Raw genomic sequence first — 17,765 nt, forward strand, 5'->3', positions numbered from 1 at the left:
ACTAGGAGAAACCCCGACGGTGCCGTCCGCCGGGCCGTCCGCCTCGGGTGCTAGCGGGCGGGAGCGACGACGGGGCAGGTCAGGGTGCGGGTGATGCCGTCCACCTTCTGGATCTGCGGGACGACGTTCTGGGTGAGGTCGGTGGCGTCGGCGGCCTCCACCCGGACGATCACGTCATACGGTCCGCTGACCTCTTCGGACGAGGCGACCCCCGAGATCTCGGCGATCGTCGCCGCTGCCAGGGCGGCCCTCCCGACCTCGGTCTGGATCAGTATGTATGCCTGAACCACGGACTTCCTCTCCGTCTGTGCCCCACCGCCGGGCCCGGGACTGCGAATCCGGCGGGTAGGTGCTCGTGGCGAACGACGCCCGCCACGAACCCAATACACTGTGGCACACATTGTCACCGACAACCCGGTTCGCGCGCGACTCATAGGGGATTCGACGAGAGTGAGACCCGACAAGTGACTTCCGACGACGTCGGCGCCGCCGCGGGCGGCGGCATCGACCGCGCCGTTCCGGTGGGCGAGATCGGCGAACGGGCCGTGATCGCCGCCCTCACCGCCGCGGCCACCGCCGCCGGTCCGGCCGACGACATCGTCATCGGATCCGGTGACGACGCCGCGGTTCTCGACATCGGCGGGTCGGCCGTGATCAGCACCGACACCGTCGTCGAGGGACGGCACTTCCGATTCGACTGGTCGACGCCGAACCAGATCGGGGCGCGGGCGGTCATCCAGAGCGCAGCCGACGTCGCCGCGATGGGCGGCCGCACCACCGGGCTCGTGATCTCCGTCGCGTGTCCGCCGCAGACCCCGGTCGGTGTCGTCCTCGACCTCAACGACGGCGTCGTCGACGCCGCACACGGACTGGGCGCGCGCGTACTCGGTGGGGACCTCGTCGCTGCTGCCGAGGTGGTCGTGAGCGTCACCGCGGTCGGCGCCCTCGAGGGTCGGCGACCGGTCTCGCTCGGCGGCGCGCGTGGCGGCGACCTGCTCGCGGTGAGCGGTCCGCTGGGCTCGAGTGCAGCGGGTCTCGCGGTACTGTCCACGCCCGGCAGGGATCCCGAAGAATGGCCGGAAGTGGTTGCGCTGCACCGTGTCCCGTCACCCGACCTCACTCAGGGCCCGGTCGCCGCGGCTGCCGGTGCGCACGCGATGACCGACATCTCCGACGGACTCGTCGAAGAACTCATCACGATGTCCCGCGCCGCAGGCGTGGCGATGGAGGTGCGCGCCGACGCAGTCCCGCGGCGCGCCGATCTCGCGCGCGTCGCAACACAACTCGGCGCCGACGTCGACGAGTGGGTGCTCGCCGGCGGTGAGGACCACCATCTGCTCGGCGCGTTCGACGCCGCGTCGGTGCCCGCGGGCTGGACCGTCATCGGGGAGGTACGTGACGCCGCCGGACCGACACCGGAGGTGTGGGTCGACGGGCGGCGCGTCGGCGGACCCGACGGTCGCGACCTGCACGGCTGGCAGTCCTTCGCCCAGCCGCGCGGATAGGGTGACCCGGCCGCGCCGGCAGCGGGACCGACTCCGCCGGTTTCGCTCCGACGACCGCGGTCCCTCGGCGACACTGTGAAGATGGCATCGCGCTGCGGCCGGGTCGTCGCCGGGGATTCGGCCACCACAGGGTCGGCCACCACAGGGTCGGACATCACCGGATCGACTGCCGGCGGGCCGTCCGGAACCGACCCGGTGGGGCGCGCCCCGGCGCTGCTCGCCACCGTGGTCAACCCGGCGGGACTGATTCTCGCCAAGATCGTGCCCGGCGACCGGGCGCCGCTGTCCGCGCGGGGTCCTGCGTCGGGTCGTGGCCGGTCTCGCCTCCGCAGATCTGCACGCGTCGGTGGGGGCACGAGATCGAGTTCGTGCTCGTCGCGCCCGACGGATCGACCCTCCCGTCGCACGACTGGACGCCGTAGGGCGCGGCCGGTCTGCTGGGGCACGAGGACTTCGTCCGGGATCTCATCTCCGCCTGCGCCTTCGCCGGGGTCGAGGTGCAACAGATCCATCCCGAACATGCCCGACGCCAGTTCGAGGTGTCACTCGGTCCCGCCGACCCGGTGACCGCGGCCGACCGACTCGTCCTCACCCGGCTGATCATCGGTCGTGTGGCGCGTAAACACGGTGTGCGTGCCGGATTTTCGCCGAAACCTCCGGCTGACGAAGCGGGTTGCGGTGCACATCAACATTTTTCGCTTCGGCGCAGGGAACAGCCGTTGTTCTCGGTGGGCAGGCGCCGCCGGGATGACCTCCGACGCTGAGCACGCGGTCGCCGGAATCCTCGGGGCCCTCCCGGAACGCAGGGCGTCCTCTGCGGTTCGGTGGTCTCGTGCCTGCGCACCCGACCAGGCCAGTGGGCGGGAGAACACGCCTTCTGGGGTGTGGAGGATCGGGAGGCGGCGGTGCGGCTGGTGCAGGCCGAACCCCGGAAGGGGTCCGCGGTCGAGGGGAATCACGGACGGCAGGCCGATATCGAGGCGAAGGTCGTCGACCCGTCGGCCAACGTCTATCTCGCAGCCGCCGCCGTGCTGGGCGCCGCGGTACACGGGATCGAATGCCGGACCGGGTTGCCGGCCGAGATGACCGCCGACCCGATGGACTGCCCACCTCATCTCCGAGGTACGGAGCCGGCGACGGATCAGCGGGAGATCGTCGTCCGTCTCGACTCGTCGGACCTGGTGCGCGGCATCGTGGGCCACGAGGTGGTCGATGCGGTCGTGGCGGTCCGTCGCTACGAGGTCACGCACTACCCGGACCACACGCCGGAGTCCCTCGCCGAACCGTTCCGGCCTGCCTGGAGCGTGTGTGAGGGCTCGAGGGGTGGGCGTCGGTGGGTGTGACGGCCAGGAGCGTGTGACGCCCGCGCCCCGTGTCACGGCGGTTGCCTGGTTAGAGTCTGCGTATGGCGATCTACGCACTCGACGACCGTGTGCCCACCCTGGGGGCCGACACCTATGTTCATCCCGATGCGGTGGTGATCGGGAACGTCACCCTCGGCGACGGGGTCTCGGTATGGCCCGGCGCCGTGCTCCGCGGCGACTACGGCACCATCACCATCGGCGAGCGGTCCAATATCCAGGACGGTACCGTCATCCACTGCACCGTCTTCGAGCCGACCGTCATCGGTGCCCGTTGCGTGGTCGGCCACAATGCGCACATCGAGGGCGCCACCATCGGCGACGACTGCCTCATCGCCTCCGGATCGATCGTCCTGAACGGTTCGACGATCGGCGACGGTGCGATCGTCGGCGCCGGCGCTGTCGTGCCGTTCAAGTTCGAGGTCCCGCCCCGCCGCATGGCGCTCGGCGTGCCCGCGAGGATCCGCGAGAACCACGAGGTGCCGGAGAAGCACACCGAGCTCAACTGCGAGATGTACTTCCAGAACGCCCAGCACTATCGCGGGGCACTGCGGAGGATCGACTGAATGCCGGATCGACTGAAGGGGAACCCGCTCCAGTGACGACCGCACAGCCCAAACCGCTCTCCGAGATCATCGACCCCGGCTGGGCCGAGGCCCTCGCGCCCGTCGAGCCGATCATCACCGAGATGGGTCGGTTCCTGCGCGCCGAGATCGCCGCGGGCCGCCGCTATTTCCCGGCAGGGCAACACATCCTGCGTGCCTTCACCCGGCCCATCGACGACGTCCGGGTGCTGATCGTCGGTCAGGACCCGTACCCGACCCCGGGACACGCTGTGGGCCTGAGCTTCTCCGTGGCGCCCGACGTGCGGCCCATCCCGCGCTCGCTGGCCAACATCTTCACCGAGTACTGCTCGGATCTCGGTTACCCGATGCCTTGCTCGGGCGACCTCACCCCATGGGCCGACAACGGCGTGCTGCTGCTGAACCGGGTCCTCACGGTGGCGCCCGGCGAACCGGGGTCGCACCGTGGCAAGGGCTGGGAGGCCGTGACCGAGTGCGCGATCAAGGCGCTCGCCGCTCGCGACGAGCCGCTCGTCGCAATCCTGTGGGGGCGCGACGCCGCGAGCCTGGAGAAGTGGCTGCCCGACGTCCCGACCATCGTCTCGGCCCATCCATCGCCGTTGTCGGCCTCGCGCGGGTTCTTCGGGTCTCGGCCGTTCAGTCGCGCCAACGAGGAGTTGATGGACCTCGGCGCCGAGCCGGTGGACTGGCGCCTGCCGTAGGTGCCGACACGCACACGACCGCCCGCTCCCGACGGAGGCAGGCGGTCGTGTGTGGTCTACGGGTCAGCGCGCCTTGCCGAATTCCGGTGCGCGCTTGCCGACGAACGCGTCGACGCCCTCGATGCCCTCCGGCAGGCCCGACCGCTCGGAGATCGAGCGGCCCTCGAGTGCGAGGTGATCGAGGAGAGAGGTCTCCGACGCCAGCGACAGCAGGTGCTTGGTGCCCGAGTTCGCCGACCGGGGCCCGGCGGCGATGGCCTCGGCGTTGGCGCGGGCCACGCTCTCGATCTCGTCGTCGGCGACCACCTCCGACAGGATTCCCCATTGCAGGGCCTCGTCGGCGGAGATCACGCGGTCGGTCAGGATGATCTGGCGGGCGCGGGCCGCACCGACCGTGCGGGGCAGGGTCCAGGTGAGACCACCGTCGGGGGTGAGGCCGATGCCGCGATAGGCGGGACGCATCTTGGTGGACCCGCCGCCGATCGCGACGTCGGCGTGCAGAACCAGCGACATGCCGGCGCCGGCCGCCCAGCCCTTCGCCGCGACGACCACCGGGATCTCCGCCTCGTAGAGCGCCCCGACGAACGCATGGAAGTTGTCTGCGATCTCGCGTAGGTATGTCGGGCGGTCGTCCGCGGCGGCGAAGGCGCGCACGTTGCCGCCCGCACAGAAGTTCTTGCCCAGGCCCACCAACAGCACCGCGCCCACGTCACGCTTGCCGCGCGCGACCTCGCGCAGCGCCTGGGTGCCCACGGCGATGCCCTCGTCGGACAGGGAGTTGCCCGCGCCGGCCGTCGAGACGGCGAGCGTCAGCACACCATCGGACTCGGTGACGAATTCCGGCGAATCGGACTGTGCGATCTGGGGGGATTGTGTGGAGGTCATGAGAGGAGACATTATCCCGCTCACACCAAAGACCCGACGCGGGGGAGTTCACACTCACCCTCGTCGGGTCTTCGATATGCTTTCGAACCTCACGTCACCCGTATGCGGGTGAGGGGAGATCAGACAGCTGCGTGCTTGCCGGCCTTCAGGCAGGAGGTGCAGACGTTCTTGCGCTTGCGGTTGCCCGGGGCGACCTCGACGCGAACGGACTGGATGTTCGGGTTCCAGCGGCGGTTGGTGCGGCGGTGCGAGTGAGACACCGACTTGCCGAAGCCCGGGCCCTTGCCGCAAATGTCGCAGACGGCAGCCATCGTCGAACTCCCTTGATAGATGAATATGGTCTCGTGGTCGGCCTCACGGGAAACGGCACCACCAGATGGTGTGCACGTTGACCGAAAGGCAACCCTGCAAGGATAACCAGCCCGGGTGGGTGGCACCAAATCCGGCCCCGGGTGCCCCGGGAGGCGGCGTGGACGTGCGTCACGACGTCGGGGTGGCCGAGTAACCTGGCACACAACTCTCCAGCCCGTCCCGTCGCCGCATATGGCAGAGCGAGAAAGAGTCACCGCGTGATCGCCCGCACCATCAATCCGCAGCTGCTGCGCGACTGGGCGCATGCCTGCGTCGAGCAGCTCGAGGCGTTGCGGGGCGAGATCAACGACCTCAACGTCTTCCCGATACCCGACTCGGACACCGGCAGCAACATGCTGTTCACCATGCGGGCAGCGGCCGACGCCGCCGACGCCGTGCGGGACGAGGGGACGCTGTCGGAGGTCGCGCGCGCGATGGCCGACGGCGCGGTGGCCCAGGCGCGCGGCAACTCGGGCATCATCCTGTCCCAGGTCCTCGTCGGGCTGGCCGACGCCGCGGAGATCCTCGGTGACACCGAGTCGCTGAGCTTCGGCGAACTCGCGACGCTCGGCCTGCGACTCGGATCGCTCGCCGCGACCCGCGCGGTCAGCGAACCCCGCGAGGGCACCGTCCTGACACTGGTCCGCGTGGCCGCCGAGTCGGCCGCCGCCCACGAGAAGGAATCGGCCGCCGACATCGTCCGCGCCGTCGCAGACGACTGCGCCGAGGCGCTCGAGCACACCCCCGAGCAATTGTCGGTGCTCGCCTCCGCTGGTGTGGTCGACGCCGGCGGCCGGGGCTTTCTGGCCATCGTCGACGCGATGGTGCGGGTGATCACCGGCGTCACCAACCGGCGTCGGCGCTACCGGGGCATCCTCACCGACAGCGAGACCCTCGGCCACGGCCTCGACGACCCGTGCGGCGACAGCAGCGACCAGGACTTCGAGGTGATGTACCTGCTCGACGGCGCGGCGGCCGAACAGATCGCCGAGTTGCGCGAGAAGCTCGACGAACTCGGCGACGCGGTCGTCATCGTCGGCGACAGCTCCAGTGGCGAGGGCGAGCGCTTCTCGGTGCACGTCCACACCTGCGAGCCCGGTGCCGCGGTGGAGGCCGGCGCGGGACTCGGCCGTCTCTCCGACGTCCGGATCACCTGCTTTGCGCTCGATGCCATTCGCGCACAGGCGGATTCGAATGAACCGCCGCCGCGGCACAAGCGGGCGGTGGTCGCCGTGGCCTTCGGCGACGGTGCCGAGGAACTCTTCGCCGAGGCCGGCGCGACAGTGCTGCGCGGGGACGACGGCGTCACCGCGCGGGAACTCGGCAAGGCGATCCGGGACACCGACAGCGCCCACGTCGTCGTGATGGCCAACGGCGCGTTGAGTTCTCAGGATCTGGTCACGGTCACCACCGAGGTGCGGTCGTCCCAGCGGTCGGTCCTGATGCTGCCGACGGCGTCGATGACCCAGTGCCTGGCGGCGCTCGCGGTGCACGACCCCAGCGAGATCCCCGACGTCGACGCGTACGCGATGGCCGAGGCCGCCGCCGGCGCACGCTGGGGTTCCCTACAGAGGGCGACCACCAAGATGATGACGCTGGCCGGCATGTGCGAGGTCGGGGATGTGCTCGGGCTCATCGGCGACGACGTGCTGGTCGTCGCGCCCGACCAGACCTCGGCGGGGACCGCGCTCGTCGACCTCATGCTCGCCACCGGCGGCGAACTGGTCACCATTCTCGCCGGCGCCGACGTCGACGAGGCGGCACTCGAGGCGGTGGCCGAACAGATGCGCCGCAGCTACCCCGGCATCGAGCTCGCGGTCTACCGCACCGGACAGCGCGGCGATCTCCTGCAGGTGGGTGTGGAGTGACCGAACTGGCGCTGTCGGATTCGCTGGTCGACGCCCTCGGGCCCAAGCCCGCCGAGAAGCTCGCGACGCTGGGCGTGCAGACCGTCGGCGAGTTGCTGCGGTACACCCCGCGCCGCTACGTGCGCCGGGGCCGGGCCTCGGACCACACGCGCCCCGAACCGGGGGAGTGGCTGACGATCGTCGGGCGCATCACCAAGTCGGACCTGATCCAGATGCGCAGCCGCCGTGGGCAGTTCCTCAAGGTGAAGGTCGCCGACGACAACGAGGTGTACGAGGCGAGCTTCTTCAATCCCCGCTTCATCAAGAACCAGCTGCGCCCCGGCGCCCGCGTGATGATGGCCGGGACGGTCAAGTACTTCCGCGACCAGATCCAGCTGTCGCATCCGGAGTGGATGATCCTGCCCGACGGCGAACCCGAGATCGAGCATGTCGTCGGCTCCAAGATGCTCACCGAGATGTACGCGGTGGAGGAGGAGATCACCCGCGAACACGGCGGCCATCCGCTGGTGACGATGTTCGACCGGGAGATCCTGCCGCTGTACCCGGCGACCAAGCAGGTGCAGACCTGGGACATCCTCGGCGCGGTGCGCCGTGTGCTCGACCACTGTCCGCCGATCCCGGACGCGCTCACCGACGATCAACGCCGGCTCCGGGGGCTCGTCAGCACCGACGAGGCGATCCGGAAGATCCACCTGCCGGAGACGGAGGATGACGTCAAGGTGGCCTCCTATCGCCTGAAATTCGATGAGGCCCTGGCGATCCAGACGGTTCTGGCGCAACGCCGCATCGCCGGACGCGCCGACGCCGCGCCACCGTGTCCCCACGTCCCGGGCGGGCTCGAGGACAAGCTGCGCGAACGGCTCCCGTTCGAGCTCACCGACGGACAACGTGCCGTCGGCGAGGAGCTCGGCGAGGATCTCGCCCGTGCGCAACCGATGTCGCGCCTGCTGCAGGGCGAGGTCGGTTCCGGCAAGACCCTCGTGTCCCTGCTCGCGATGCTGCGGGTCGTCGACAACGGCTACCAGTGCGCCATCCTTGCACCCACCGAAGTGCTTGCCGCACAGCACTATCGGACCATGAAGCAGATGCTCGGCGATCTCGCCGAAGGTGGTGAGTTGACCGCTGCCGAGGGGGCGACCCGCATCGCGCTGCTGACCGGGTCCATGAAGACCAAGGGCCGTCGCGAGACGCTGCTCGACGTGGTGACCGGCAACGCCGGCATCGTCATCGGCACGCATGCCCTGCTGGAGGAGAAGGTCGAGTTCTTCGACCTCGGCCTCGTCGTCATCGACGAGCAGCACCGGTTCGGCGTCGAGCAGCGCGATGTCCTGCGCAGCAGGGGCCGTGATGGTCGGGTTCCGCACTTCCTGGTGATGACCGCGACCCCGATCCCGCGTACCGTCGCGATGACCGCGTTCGGCGATCTCGAGACGTCGGTGCTGCGCGAGCTGCCCCGCGGTCGCCAGCCGATCATGACATCGGTGGTGCCGATGGGCCGGCAGAACTGGGTCGACCGTGTGTGGTCGCGCGCCAACGAGGAGATCGACGCCGGCCGCCAGGTCTACGTCGTGTGCTCCCGCATCGGCGACGACGACTCGGAGCCCCAGGCACCGGAGGCCGAGGACGACAAGGGGCCCAGGACCACCTCGGTGATCGAGCAGTACGAGGCGTTGGTCTCGGGCCCGTTCGCCCACCGGCGCGTCGAGATGCTGCACGGCCGGATGGCGCCGGACGAGAAGAACGCGATCATGGACGCGTTCGGCTGCGGAGAGGTCGACGTGCTCGTGTCCACCACCGTGATCGAGGTCGGTGTGGACGTTCCGAACGCGACCACCATGGTCATCGTCGACGCCGACCGGTTCGGTGTCAGCCAGCTGCATCAGCTCCGCGGTCGTGTCGGCCGCGGACAGCATGCCGGACTGTGCCTGCTGATGACCAACGCCAAGGACATCTCGCAGTCGATGCAGCGTCTGCGGGCGGTCGCGGCGTCGAACGACGGCTTCGAGTTGGCCCGCGTGGATCTCGAGCAGCGTCGCGAGGGCGATCTGCTCGGATCGTTGCAGTCCGGCCAGAGCTCGTCGCTGCGGTTCCTGTCCCTGCTCGACGATGTCGAGATCATCGAGGACGCCCGGGCACTGGCCGAGGAGGTGGTGGGCGAGGACCTCACGTTGCTGCACCACCGGCCGCTCGCCGACCTGGTCGACGGCATCCTGGTGCCGCAGAAGATCAAGTACCTGGACAAGTCGTAGGTCCGGGCGGCCGCGCCCCGGGGCCGTGGAACCGAATGCCCGCGGGCGACGTCCAAATCCCATGGCCCACCGCGATGTCCGTCGAGCACATCCGCTGCGTGACCTGCGCATGCACGTGCGATGGAGAACGTGGCACGGGTCCGCGTCACCCGCGTGGTCGTCGAGGCAGTGGGCGACACTGGTCGTCGCGGTGGCCACCGCGATCGTGGTCGCGGCCGGCGGCGGTGGGTTCTGGTCGCACCCCGACGTGGATCCACGGTTGTCGGCGAAGGCGCGAGAGGCATTGTCGCGGTTGGCGTCACTGCCAACCGTTCCGCATCGGCCGGCGCGCGACGACTACGACCGCACCGCGTTCGGTGCCGCGTGGACCGACGCGGTGTCCGTCGCCGGCGGCGGCAACGGGTGCGACACCCGCAACGACATCCTCGCCCGCGACCTGCGGGACATCCGTGCCGGGCCGGTGTCGAGCTGCCCGCGGGCGGTGCTCGAGGGGGAGTTCCGCAGCCCGTACACCGGCGAGTTCGTGGTGTTCAGTCGGGATCGCGGGGCGTCAGGCGTGCAGATCGACCACATCGTGCCGCTGGCCTACGCGTGGGACATGGGTGCGTGGTCGTGGACACCGACCCGACGCGTCGACTTCGCCAACGACCCGGCGAATCTCGTCGCCGTCGACGGGGCGTCGAACCAGGAGAAGGGCGATGCCGAACCCGCGCGCTGGATGCCGCCCGAGCGCGGTTTCCGGTGTCCGTACGCGATCCAGTTCGTGATGGTCAGCGCCGCTTATGGTCTGTCGGTCGACGCGAGATCGCGCGGCGTGCTCGCCGCGACACTCGACTGTTCTTGAGTTCCGGTCTGCGCCCCGCCGGATACGTTGTGCAGCAGGTTCAATCCGACCACGCCGACCAGGATGAGGAAGATGCAGCCCATCCGCGCCCAACCGGCGGGCTCGCGGAGGAAGAGCATGCCGTAGAGCGAGGTGCCGACCGCCCCGATGCCCACCCACACGGCATAGGTGGTGCCGAGCGGGATCGACCGGATCGCGTAGGCGACGCCGGCCATGCTGGCGACCACGCCGACGGCGAACAGCGCCGTGGGCCACGGTCGGGTGAAGGTCTCGGACCTCTCGAGCGCCGCCATGTAGACGATCTCGATCAGGCCGGCGGCCACCAGCACAACCCACGCCATGTCGAGCACCTCGCACTGTCCCAATTCATCTGCAGTCTTCGACGACACCCTAAGTCGGGCGGACCGGACACGCAGGGCGAGGGAGGTGCGGTGTGAGGAAAGTCCGAGGAATCGATCCCGGTGCGGGAAACCCCGCGGTGATTCCGAGCGGTGAATCCGGTGCGCGCCGGCCGGACGACCGGTGCGCACCGTGCGGGATCATTGCGTGTCGATGAGACGCGCGACTATCCCGCTCGCCCCCACCCAGAAGGACACCGCGCCCAGGCCGGCCAGGATGAGTGAGCCCAGCAACGGCCACAACGTCGACCAGGTCAATGTCTCGAATGCGACGGCCGGCAGATAGACCGCGGAGGCGAACAGCATCAGGCAGCCGAGCACGAAGGCGAACAGTCGTGCGGCCACCGTTGCCTGAGCCCGTCGAATCCAGGTGAGTACGGCGCTCGACGGCGCCGACTGCAGAACATGTGAGCCCTCGAAGGCATGTGTCAGCAACGTCATCGAATCTTCTCCCCACAGATACGACAGCCACCCACCCCATGCCGGAGTGCAGTGTAGATTCACGATAGCAAAGACCGTGCGTTCGCGGCGTGGGCCGCTCATTCGTCCGACGGAATGCGGGGTGATCGGACGGACAATTCTCTTTGGGACGCTGCCGACCGCGGCGCTACTCTTGTGAACGGCACATTTTCCGCGGCGCCCCGTCGCGGTGACCACCCGCGAAGTCGAGGATGTTGATGAGCGCACCCACCGCAGAGCCTTCCGTCGCTGCACGCGAATCCGATGTCGAGACGGTCGTCCTCGGCCTTGCCAAGGCGGCCAAATCGGCGTCCCGCACGCTGGGCGGTCTGACCACCGCGGACAAGAACGAGGTGCTGCTGGCCGCCGCCGACGCCCTCGAGGCGTCGTCGGCGTCGATCCTCGCGGCCAACGCCGACGACATCGCGCGCGCCGAGGCCGCCGGCACCGAGGCGAGTCTGCTCGACCGTCTGCGTCTGACCCCAGAACGCGTTGTGGGGATCGCGAACGGCCTGCGTCAGGTCGCGAACCTGCCCGATCCGATCGGCGAGATCACCGCCGGCAAGACCCTGCCGAACGGGCTGCAGCTGCGTCAGGTCCGGGTTCCGCTCGGTGTGGTCGGCATCGTCTACGAGGCCCGCCCGAACGTGACGGTCGACGCCTTCGGCATCGCCTTCAAGTCCGGTAACGCGGTGCTCCTGCGCGGCTCGTCGTCGGCCGCGTCGTCGAACGCCGAGCTGGTCCGCATCCTCCGTGAGACCCTGTCGAAGAAGGGCATCAACGCCGACGCGGTGTCGCTGCTGCCGAGTGAGAACCGCTCGAGCGTCACCGCGCTCATCCGCGCCCGCGGGCTCGTCGACGTCGTGATCCCGCGCGGCGGCGCCGGCCTCATCGAGGCCGTTGTCTCCAATGCGACCGTCCCCACCATCGAGACCGGCGTCGGCAACTGCCACGTGTACGTGCACGCCCTCGCCGACCTCGATGTCGCGGTGCGCGTGATCCTCAACTCCAAGACCCGCCGGCCGAGCGTCTGCAACACGGCCGAGACCGTCCTCATCGACAAGGCGATCGCCGCCGAGGCGATGCCCCGCATCACCCAGGTGCTGCAGTCGCAGGGCGTCGTGATCCACGGCGACGAGCCGGGCATGGAACCGGCCACCGAGGAGGACTGGGCCAACGAGTACCTGTCGATGGACATCGCGATGAAGGTCGTCGAGGACCTCGACGCCGCGATCGCCCACATCGACACCTACGGCACCGGCCACACCGAGGCGATCATCACCACCGACCTCGGCGCCGCCGACGAGTTCACACAGCGGGTCGACGCCGCGGCGGTCATGGTCAACGCGTCCACCGCCTTCACCGACGGCGAGCAGTTCGGGTTCGGCGCCGAGATCGGCATCTCCACCCAGAAGCTGCACGCCCGGGGTCCGATGGGCCTGCCCGAACTGACCTCCACCAAGTGGCTGGTCTGGGGCAACGGACACGTTCGGCCGGCGTGATGAGCGCCCCGCAGCAGCCGGTCACCGGCCCCGCCGTCGTCCCGTCGTTCACCTCGGTCGACGACGTCGTCGCGCGGCTCCGGGAGACCGGGTATCTCGCCGACGACGCGACCGCGACGTCGACCTTCCTCGCCGACCGGCTGGGCAAGCCGCTGCTCGTCGAGGGCCCGGCCGGTGTCGGCAAGACGGAACTGGCCAAGGCGATCGCGGCGGCCACCGACGCCGAACTGGTCCGCCTGCAGTGCTACGAGGGGATCGACGAGGCGCGGGCGCTCTACGAGTGGAATCACGCCAAGCAGATCCTGCACATCCAGGCCACCGGCACCCGCGCCTGGGAAGAGGCGAAGACCGACATCTTCTCCGAGGAGTTCCTGCTGCCGCGTCCGCTGCTGAAGGCGATCTCGCGCGAGGGCAAGACCGTGCTGCTGATCGACGAGGTCGACAAGGCCGACGTCGACATGGAGGGTCTGCTACTGGAGGTGCTCAGCGATTTCGCGATCACCATCCCGGAGATGGGAACCGTTGCGGCGCAGCACCGTCCGATCGTGCTGCTGACCTCCAACGCGACGCGTGAGCTGTCCGAGGCGCTCAAACGCCGCTGCCTGTACCTCTACATCGACTTCCCTGATGCCGAGCGGGAGAAGGAGATTCTCGCCTCCCGGGTGCCGAACCTGTCGTCGGCACTGAGCGCGGAGCTGGTGCGGATCGTCGGCGTGCTGCGCACCCTCGACATCCGCAAGAAGCCGTCGGTGGCCGAGACGATCGACTGGGCCAACACGCTTCTCGCGCTCGGGGCGGGAGAGCAGGCCGGTGCTCACGGCGCCGGGGCCAAGCGCGGCGGTCTGGACGACGGGCTGATCGCGCGGACGCTCGGCGTGGTGCTCAAGCACCGTCCGGACCTGAAGACAGCCCTCAAAGAACTCAAGCTGGGCTGATGACGACGGCACCGCTCGTCGACCACCTCACCGACTTCGTCGATGAGTTGCGCCGGCGCGGGATCGTCGTGGGGCCGTCGGCGCTGATCGACGCGGCGTCGGCGATGGAGGTGCTCGACCTCCTCGAGCGGCCTCGCCTCCGGGAGGGGCTGGCGACGACGCTGCTCGTCGACCATTCGCACCGGCCCGTCTTCGACCGTGTCTTCGACCTGTGGTTCCCGATCGGTTCCGGGATGCGCACGGTCACCGAGGACCTCCCGCGCGACGACGAGGGCAATCTCGACATCGAGGGGGTCCGCGAGACGCTGGCCGAGATGTTGGCCGACGACACCGCCGCCAACGACGGACGCCTCGACCAGGCGATCGCGATGATCGTCGACGAACTCGGCCGTTACGGATCGACGAAGGGCGAGGCGTTCTCGGCGTATCAGGCCATCTCCGCGGTGAATCCGCAGACGCTCATCGCCAAGATCGCTGCCGCGATGGACAACGGCGACGGCGACGGCGGCCGGCCGGGAACCGGTGAGCTGTACCGGCAGGCGGCACGGCAGAAGGCGGCGGACCTGCGGGCCGCCATCGAGCGGGAGACGCAGCGCCGCATGGCCGATCGCAACGGCCGGGACAAGGTCGGGGCGTACGCGGTGCCGCCGCTGCCGGAGAACATCAACTTCCTGTCGGCGGGCGCCAAGGAGCAGATGGAGATCCGCAAGACCATCGAGCCCCTGGCGCGGCTGCTCGCGGCGAAACTGGAGACCCGCCGACGTCGTGCGCACCGGGGTGCGGTCGACGTCCGGAAGACGTTGCGCGCGTCGATGTCGACCGGCGGCGTGCCGATCGAGCTGAGCCACCGCAGACCGCGGCCCGGCCGCCCCGAGCTGATCATCATCTGCGACGTCAGCGGGTCGGTCGCGGGTTTCAGCCAGTTCACGCTGCGCCTGGTCTACGCGCTGCGGCAACAGTTCTCGAAGGTCCGGGTGTTCGCGTTCGTCGACACCGTCGACGAGGTGACCGATTACTTCGACCATGGCGAAGAGGACTTCGGCGCCGCGATGCACCACATGATCTCCACTGCGCGGATCTCGACCCGCGACGGTCACTCCGACTACGGCAACATGCTGGCCGGCTTCGTGAGCGAGTACGGGGATTCGCTGACGCACCGGGGTGCGCTGCTGGTGCTCGGCGACGCCCGCAACAACTACCACGACCCGCACATCGACGCGCTCGCCGAACTCGTCGAACGTGCCCGGCACGCGTATTGGCTGAATCCGGAGGCCAAGGAGCACTGGGGCACCGGGGACTCGGCGGCTCCCGACTACGCGGAGATCATCGACATGTTCGAATGCCGTAATGCCACCCAGCTCGGAACCGTCATCGCCGACCTGCTGCCGGTCTGATCCCGGCGGCACCGCGTAGACTGACCGTCCATGTCAACCGACCGCCCCAGTGCGCGCCGCATCGGTGTCATGGGTGGCACGTTCGACCCGATCCACAACGGCCACCTCGTGGCCGCGAGCGAGGTCGCCCATCGATTCGCGTTGGACGAGGTGATCTTCGTGCCGACCGGCCGCCCGTGGCAGAAGCTGGGCGAGCACACGATGGTCAGCCCACCCGAGGACCGTTACCTGATGACGGTCATCGCCACGGCGTCGAATCCGCAGTTCAGCGTCAGCCGCGTCGACATCGACCGTGAGGGCGACACGTACACCGTCGACACCCTTCGAGACCTGCGCAAGCAGTTGCCGGACGCGCAGCTGTACTTCATCACCGGCGCCGACGCGCTGGAGTCGATCCTGTCGTGGCAGGACTGGGAGGAACTGTTCGATCTCGCCCGGTTCGTCGGTGTGAGCCGGCCCGGCTACAAACTCGATGCCACGCATCTGGCGAAGCACCTCGAGCAGTTGCCCGCCGACACGCTCACCCTGCTGGAGATCCCGGCGCTGTCGATCTCGTCGACCGAGTGCCGCACGCGCGCCGCGGAGGGGCGGCCGGTCTGGTATCTGGTGCCCGACGGCGTCGTGCAGTACATCGCGAAGCGGAAGCTGTATCGTGCGCCTCGGGCGTCGTCCCCCGGGGTGTCTGCGCCGGGAGCGGAGCGAGCGGGCAGGGATGAGACTGCGTCGGGAGCGGAGCGGGGACCGGCGGATGCTCCGGCCCCGGACTCATCGGAGACAGAGCGCACCGAGCGGGCGGACGCCCGCAAGTGAAATCGAGAGGACTTGAGTGACTGCGTCAGCTGAAGCGGTGGAGATGGCCAAGGTGGCTGCTCTGGCGGCCGCGGACAAGCTCGCCCATGAGGTGACAGTGATCGACGTGTCGGAGCAGCTGGTGATCACCGACTGCTTCGTCATCGCGTCGGCGGACAACGAGCGGCAGGTCAACGCGATCGTCGACGAGGTCGAGGACAAACTGCGCGAGGCCGGCCACAAGCCACTGCGTCGTGAGGGCACCCGCGAGGGGCGTTGGGCGCTGCTCGACTACGCCGACATCGTGGTGCACATCCAGCACACCGACGAACGTCGTTTCTATGCGTTGGAGAGCCTCTGGAAGGACTGCCCGACGATCGAGGTGGAAGGCCTCTCGTGAGCGGGGGACCCGACACCCACGACACCGCGGTCGAGCGCCTGACCCCGGTGGTCCGGCGTCTGATCCTGTTGCGTCACGGGCAGACCGAGTACAACGCCAGCAGTCGCATGCAGGGCCAGCTCGACACCGATCTCTCCGAACTCGGTGTGCGGCAAGCGAACTCGGCGGCGATTGCGCTCGCGAAACGGCAGCCGAAGGCGATCTGGTCGTCGGACCTCAAGCGTGCCCGCGACACCGCGGAGGCGCTGGCCCAGCGCACTGGCCTGACGGTGAGAACCGATGTGCGGCTTCGGGAGACGCATCTCGGTGAGTGGCAGGGCATGACCCACCACGAGGTGGATGCGGTGATGCCGGGTGCGCGGGTGGTCTGGCGCGACGATGCGACGTGGACGCCTCCGGGCGGCGAGAGTCGCGTCGACGTGGCCAACCGTTCGATCCCGCTCGTGGACGAGCTGATCGAGCTCTTTCCGGATTGGGGCGTGGGGGACAACCCGGAGGCGCCGGTGGTCCTGGTGGCCCACGGCGGGGTGATCGCGGCGATGACTGCTGCCCTGCTCCGGCTGCCCGTCGACAACTGGCCGGTGTTCGGCGGCCTGGCCAACACCAGTTGGGTGCAACTGTCGGGTCACGGTGTGCCCGGTGCTGCTCCGCGCTGGCGGCTCGACGTGTGGAACGCGTCGGCCGAGGACGCCGATCCCGCCGTCCAGTGACGGATTCCCCGGTGACCGGCGACCCGCGGGCAGATGGTTTCCAGCGCTGCGTGATGGTCCTGTCGGACTCGCTGGCCTATTACGGGCCGGCCGGCGGGTTGCCCGCCGACGATCCGCGGATCTGGCCCTCGTTGCTCGGCGCAGACCTCGGGGTACCGGTGCGGCTGTTCGGCCGCATCGGCTGGACGAGCCGCGACGTGTGGTGGGCGCTCACGCAGGATCCGAACATCTGGGCCACAGTGCCGCACGCCGATGTCGTGGTGCTCGCTTTCGGCGGCATGGACACGCTGCCGTCGCCGTTGCCGACGGCACTGCGCGAACAGATCCGCTACGTGCGGCCGAACCGGTTGCGGCAGCTGGTTCGCGAGGCGTACTCGTGGGTGCAGCCGCGTGGGTCGAAGCTCGGTTGGCCGGTGGTGCTGCCGCCGCGGGTGACGGTCGAGTACCTGGAGAAGATCCGCGGGGCACTGGCCCAACTGCGTCCGGACCTGTCGCTCGTCGTGTGCCTGCCGCCGACGCATCGCAGCCCGTACTACGGCTACGTACATTCCGGGCGCATCCCGACCACCGCCGCGATCGCGCGGTGGGCAGCCGCACACGACCTGCCGTGCGTCGACTTCTACCCGGCGACTCGCGACGCCTTCGACGACCCGAAGGTCGAGATGAACCCCGACGGCATCCACTGGGGCTTCGAGTGCCATCGCAGGATCGCCGATCTCGTGGTTCCGGTCGTCGAGAAGATCCGCGCCGACAAATAGTGACCACACGTCGGCGAGTGGCCGGCGCGGGCCGCGCGAACCGGTGTGAGCACCGGGCGTGGGACCGGTTAA

17 protein-coding genes and 2 pseudogenes are annotated in these 17,765 nt (G+C 69.2%); 14 read left to right on the top strand and 5 right to left on the bottom strand.

The window, feature by feature from the left end:
* Nucleotides 1-50: 50 nt before the first annotated feature.
* Nucleotides 51-290 carry an Lrp/AsnC ligand binding domain-containing protein gene (locus ABFT43_RS05805; protein ID WP_347959429.1) on the bottom strand — a complete coding sequence of 80 codons (240 nt, stop codon included), beginning with the start codon at nt 288-290 and terminating at the stop codon, nt 51-53.
* 174 nt (nt 291-464) lie between these two features.
* On the opposite strand from ABFT43_RS05805, the gene ABFT43_RS05810 reads away from it, so the two are divergent.
* The 4 genes and pseudogenes from ABFT43_RS05810 (at nt 465) to ABFT43_RS05825 (ending at nt 4,151) form a co-directional block, all read left to right on the top strand.
* The gene (locus ABFT43_RS05810) at nt 465-1,505 is read left to right on the top strand and encodes a thiamine-phosphate kinase (RefSeq protein WP_347959430.1); all 1,041 of its coding nucleotides are present in this window, start codon (nt 465-467) and stop codon (nt 1,503-1,505) included.
* Nucleotides 1,506-2,002: 497 nt separating this feature from the next.
* A pseudogene (locus ABFT43_RS05815) lies at nt 2,003-2,848 on the top strand (hypothetical protein).
* Between the two features lie 62 nt (nt 2,849-2,910).
* Nucleotides 2,911-3,432: a gamma carbonic anhydrase family protein gene (locus ABFT43_RS05820; protein WP_347959431.1), complete on the top strand. Its 522-nt coding sequence runs from the start codon at nt 2,911-2,913 to the stop codon at nt 3,430-3,432.
* A 32-nt stretch (nt 3,433-3,464) separates the two neighbouring features.
* Nucleotides 3,465-4,151, top strand: a complete 687-nt coding sequence (locus ABFT43_RS05825; protein ID WP_347959432.1) for a uracil-DNA glycosylase — start codon at nt 3,465-3,467, stop codon at nt 4,149-4,151.
* Nucleotides 4,152-4,214: 63 nt separating this feature from the next.
* On the opposite strand, the gene ABFT43_RS05830 is transcribed toward ABFT43_RS05825, so the two are convergent.
* Together ABFT43_RS05830 and rpmB are read right to left on the bottom strand one after the other, a co-directional pair.
* Entirely contained in the window at nt 4,215-5,036 is an 822-nt protein-coding gene (locus tag ABFT43_RS05830) for an enoyl-CoA hydratase/isomerase family protein (RefSeq protein ID WP_347959433.1), read from the bottom strand.
* A 119-nt stretch (nt 5,037-5,155) separates the two neighbouring features.
* A complete protein-coding gene (gene rpmB, locus ABFT43_RS05835; protein WP_006899833.1) occupies nt 5,156-5,347 on the bottom strand; it encodes a 50S ribosomal protein L28 in 192 nt (63 codons plus the stop codon).
* Nucleotides 5,348-5,605: 258 nt separating this feature from the next.
* Here rpmB and ABFT43_RS05840 point away from each other — a divergent pair, with 258 nt between their 5' ends.
* The 3 genes from ABFT43_RS05840 (at nt 5,606) to ABFT43_RS05850 (ending at nt 10,348) form a co-directional block, all read left to right on the top strand.
* On the top strand, nt 5,606-7,255 hold the full coding sequence (locus ABFT43_RS05840) for a DAK2 domain-containing protein (protein WP_347959434.1): 1,650 nt from the start codon (nt 5,606-5,608) through the stop codon (nt 7,253-7,255).
* Nucleotides 7,252-9,504 carry an ATP-dependent DNA helicase RecG gene (gene recG, locus ABFT43_RS05845; protein WP_347959435.1) on the top strand — a complete coding sequence of 751 codons (2,253 nt, stop codon included), beginning with the start codon at nt 7,252-7,254 and terminating at the stop codon, nt 9,502-9,504. Before ABFT43_RS05840 ends, recG begins: the two co-directional genes overlap by 4 nt.
* 61 nt (nt 9,505-9,565) lie before the next feature.
* The gene (locus ABFT43_RS05850; protein WP_347959436.1) at nt 9,566-10,348 is read left to right on the top strand and encodes an HNH endonuclease family protein; all 783 of its coding nucleotides are present in this window, start codon (nt 9,566-9,568) and stop codon (nt 10,346-10,348) included.
* A gap of 17 nt (nt 10,349-10,365) precedes the next feature.
* Here the strand turns inward: ABFT43_RS05850 and ABFT43_RS05855 are convergent.
* A pseudogene (locus ABFT43_RS05855) lies at nt 10,366-10,689 on the bottom strand (DMT family transporter); the annotation flags it as partial.
* A gap of 198 nt (nt 10,690-10,887) precedes the next feature.
* Nucleotides 10,888-11,187, bottom strand: a complete 300-nt coding sequence (locus ABFT43_RS05860; protein ID WP_347959437.1) for a hypothetical protein — start codon at nt 11,185-11,187, stop codon at nt 10,888-10,890.
* Nucleotides 11,188-11,423: 236 nt separating this feature from the next.
* Here ABFT43_RS05860 and ABFT43_RS05865 point away from each other — a divergent pair, with 236 nt between their 5' ends.
* The 7 genes from ABFT43_RS05865 to octT are packed head-to-tail and all read left to right on the top strand — an operon-like array spanning nt 11,424 to nt 17,693.
* Nucleotides 11,424-12,707: a glutamate-5-semialdehyde dehydrogenase gene (locus ABFT43_RS05865; protein ID WP_347959438.1), complete on the top strand. Its 1,284-nt coding sequence runs from the start codon at nt 11,424-11,426 to the stop codon at nt 12,705-12,707.
* On the top strand, nt 12,707-13,642 hold the full coding sequence (locus ABFT43_RS05870; protein WP_347959439.1) for an AAA family ATPase: 936 nt from the start codon (nt 12,707-12,709) through the stop codon (nt 13,640-13,642). The genes ABFT43_RS05865 and ABFT43_RS05870 overlap by 1 nt, the downstream gene beginning before the upstream one ends.
* On the top strand, nt 13,642-15,036 hold the full coding sequence (locus ABFT43_RS05875) for a vWA domain-containing protein (protein ID WP_347959440.1): 1,395 nt from the start codon (nt 13,642-13,644) through the stop codon (nt 15,034-15,036). Before ABFT43_RS05870 ends, ABFT43_RS05875 begins: the two co-directional genes overlap by 1 nt.
* Nucleotides 15,037-15,066: 30 nt before the next feature.
* Nucleotides 15,067-15,846 (top strand): nicotinate-nucleotide adenylyltransferase, encoded by a 780-nt coding sequence (nadD, locus tag ABFT43_RS05880; protein WP_347959441.1) that lies wholly within the window; start codon nt 15,067-15,069, stop codon nt 15,844-15,846.
* Nucleotides 15,847-15,862: 16 nt separating this feature from the next.
* Nucleotides 15,863-16,225: a ribosome silencing factor gene (gene rsfS, locus ABFT43_RS05885; RefSeq protein WP_347959442.1), complete on the top strand. Its 363-nt coding sequence runs from the start codon at nt 15,863-15,865 to the stop codon at nt 16,223-16,225.
* Nucleotides 16,222-16,935, top strand: a complete 714-nt coding sequence (locus ABFT43_RS05890) for a histidine phosphatase family protein (RefSeq protein WP_347959443.1) — start codon at nt 16,222-16,224, stop codon at nt 16,933-16,935. The genes rsfS and ABFT43_RS05890 overlap by 4 nt, the downstream gene beginning before the upstream one ends.
* Nucleotides 16,936-16,988: 53 nt before the next feature.
* Entirely contained in the window at nt 16,989-17,693 is a 705-nt protein-coding gene (gene octT, locus ABFT43_RS05895) for a diglucosylglycerate octanoyltransferase (RefSeq protein WP_347959744.1), read from the top strand.
* Nucleotides 17,694-17,765 lie beyond the last annotated feature (72 nt).

The sequence above is a fragment of the Gordonia aurantiaca genome (assembly GCF_039939235.1).
In the GTDB taxonomy this organism is placed as follows: Bacteria; Actinomycetota; Actinomycetes; order Mycobacteriales; family Mycobacteriaceae; genus Gordonia.

Bases quoted from the DNA above. Each gene is read 5' to 3' on its own strand.
- ABFT43_RS05865 (WP_347959438.1), top strand. From the start codon at position 11,424: ATGAGCGCACCCACCGCAGAGCCTTCCGTCGCTGCACGCGAATCCGAT.
- ABFT43_RS05860 (WP_347959437.1), bottom strand. From the start codon at position 11,187: ATGACGTTGCTGACACATGCCTTCGAGGGCTCACATGTTCTGCAGTCG.
- ABFT43_RS05820 (WP_347959431.1), top strand. From the start codon at position 2,911: ATGGCGATCTACGCACTCGACGACCGTGTGCCCACCCTGGGGGCCGAC.
- ABFT43_RS05850 (WP_347959436.1), top strand. From the start codon at position 9,566: ATGGCCCACCGCGATGTCCGTCGAGCACATCCGCTGCGTGACCTGCGC.
- ABFT43_RS05830 (WP_347959433.1), bottom strand. From the start codon at position 5,036: ATGACCTCCACACAATCCCCCCAGATCGCACAGTCCGATTCGCCGGAA.
- octT (WP_347959744.1), top strand. From the start codon at position 16,989: ATGGTCCTGTCGGACTCGCTGGCCTATTACGGGCCGGCCGGCGGGTTG.
- nadD (WP_347959441.1), top strand. From the start codon at position 15,067: ATGTCAACCGACCGCCCCAGTGCGCGCCGCATCGGTGTCATGGGTGGC.
- ABFT43_RS05870 (WP_347959439.1), top strand. From the start codon at position 12,707: ATGAGCGCCCCGCAGCAGCCGGTCACCGGCCCCGCCGTCGTCCCGTCG.
- rpmB (WP_006899833.1), bottom strand. From the start codon at position 5,347: ATGGCTGCCGTCTGCGACATTTGCGGCAAGGGCCCGGGCTTCGGCAAG.
- ABFT43_RS05875 (WP_347959440.1), top strand. From the start codon at position 13,642: ATGACGACGGCACCGCTCGTCGACCACCTCACCGACTTCGTCGATGAG.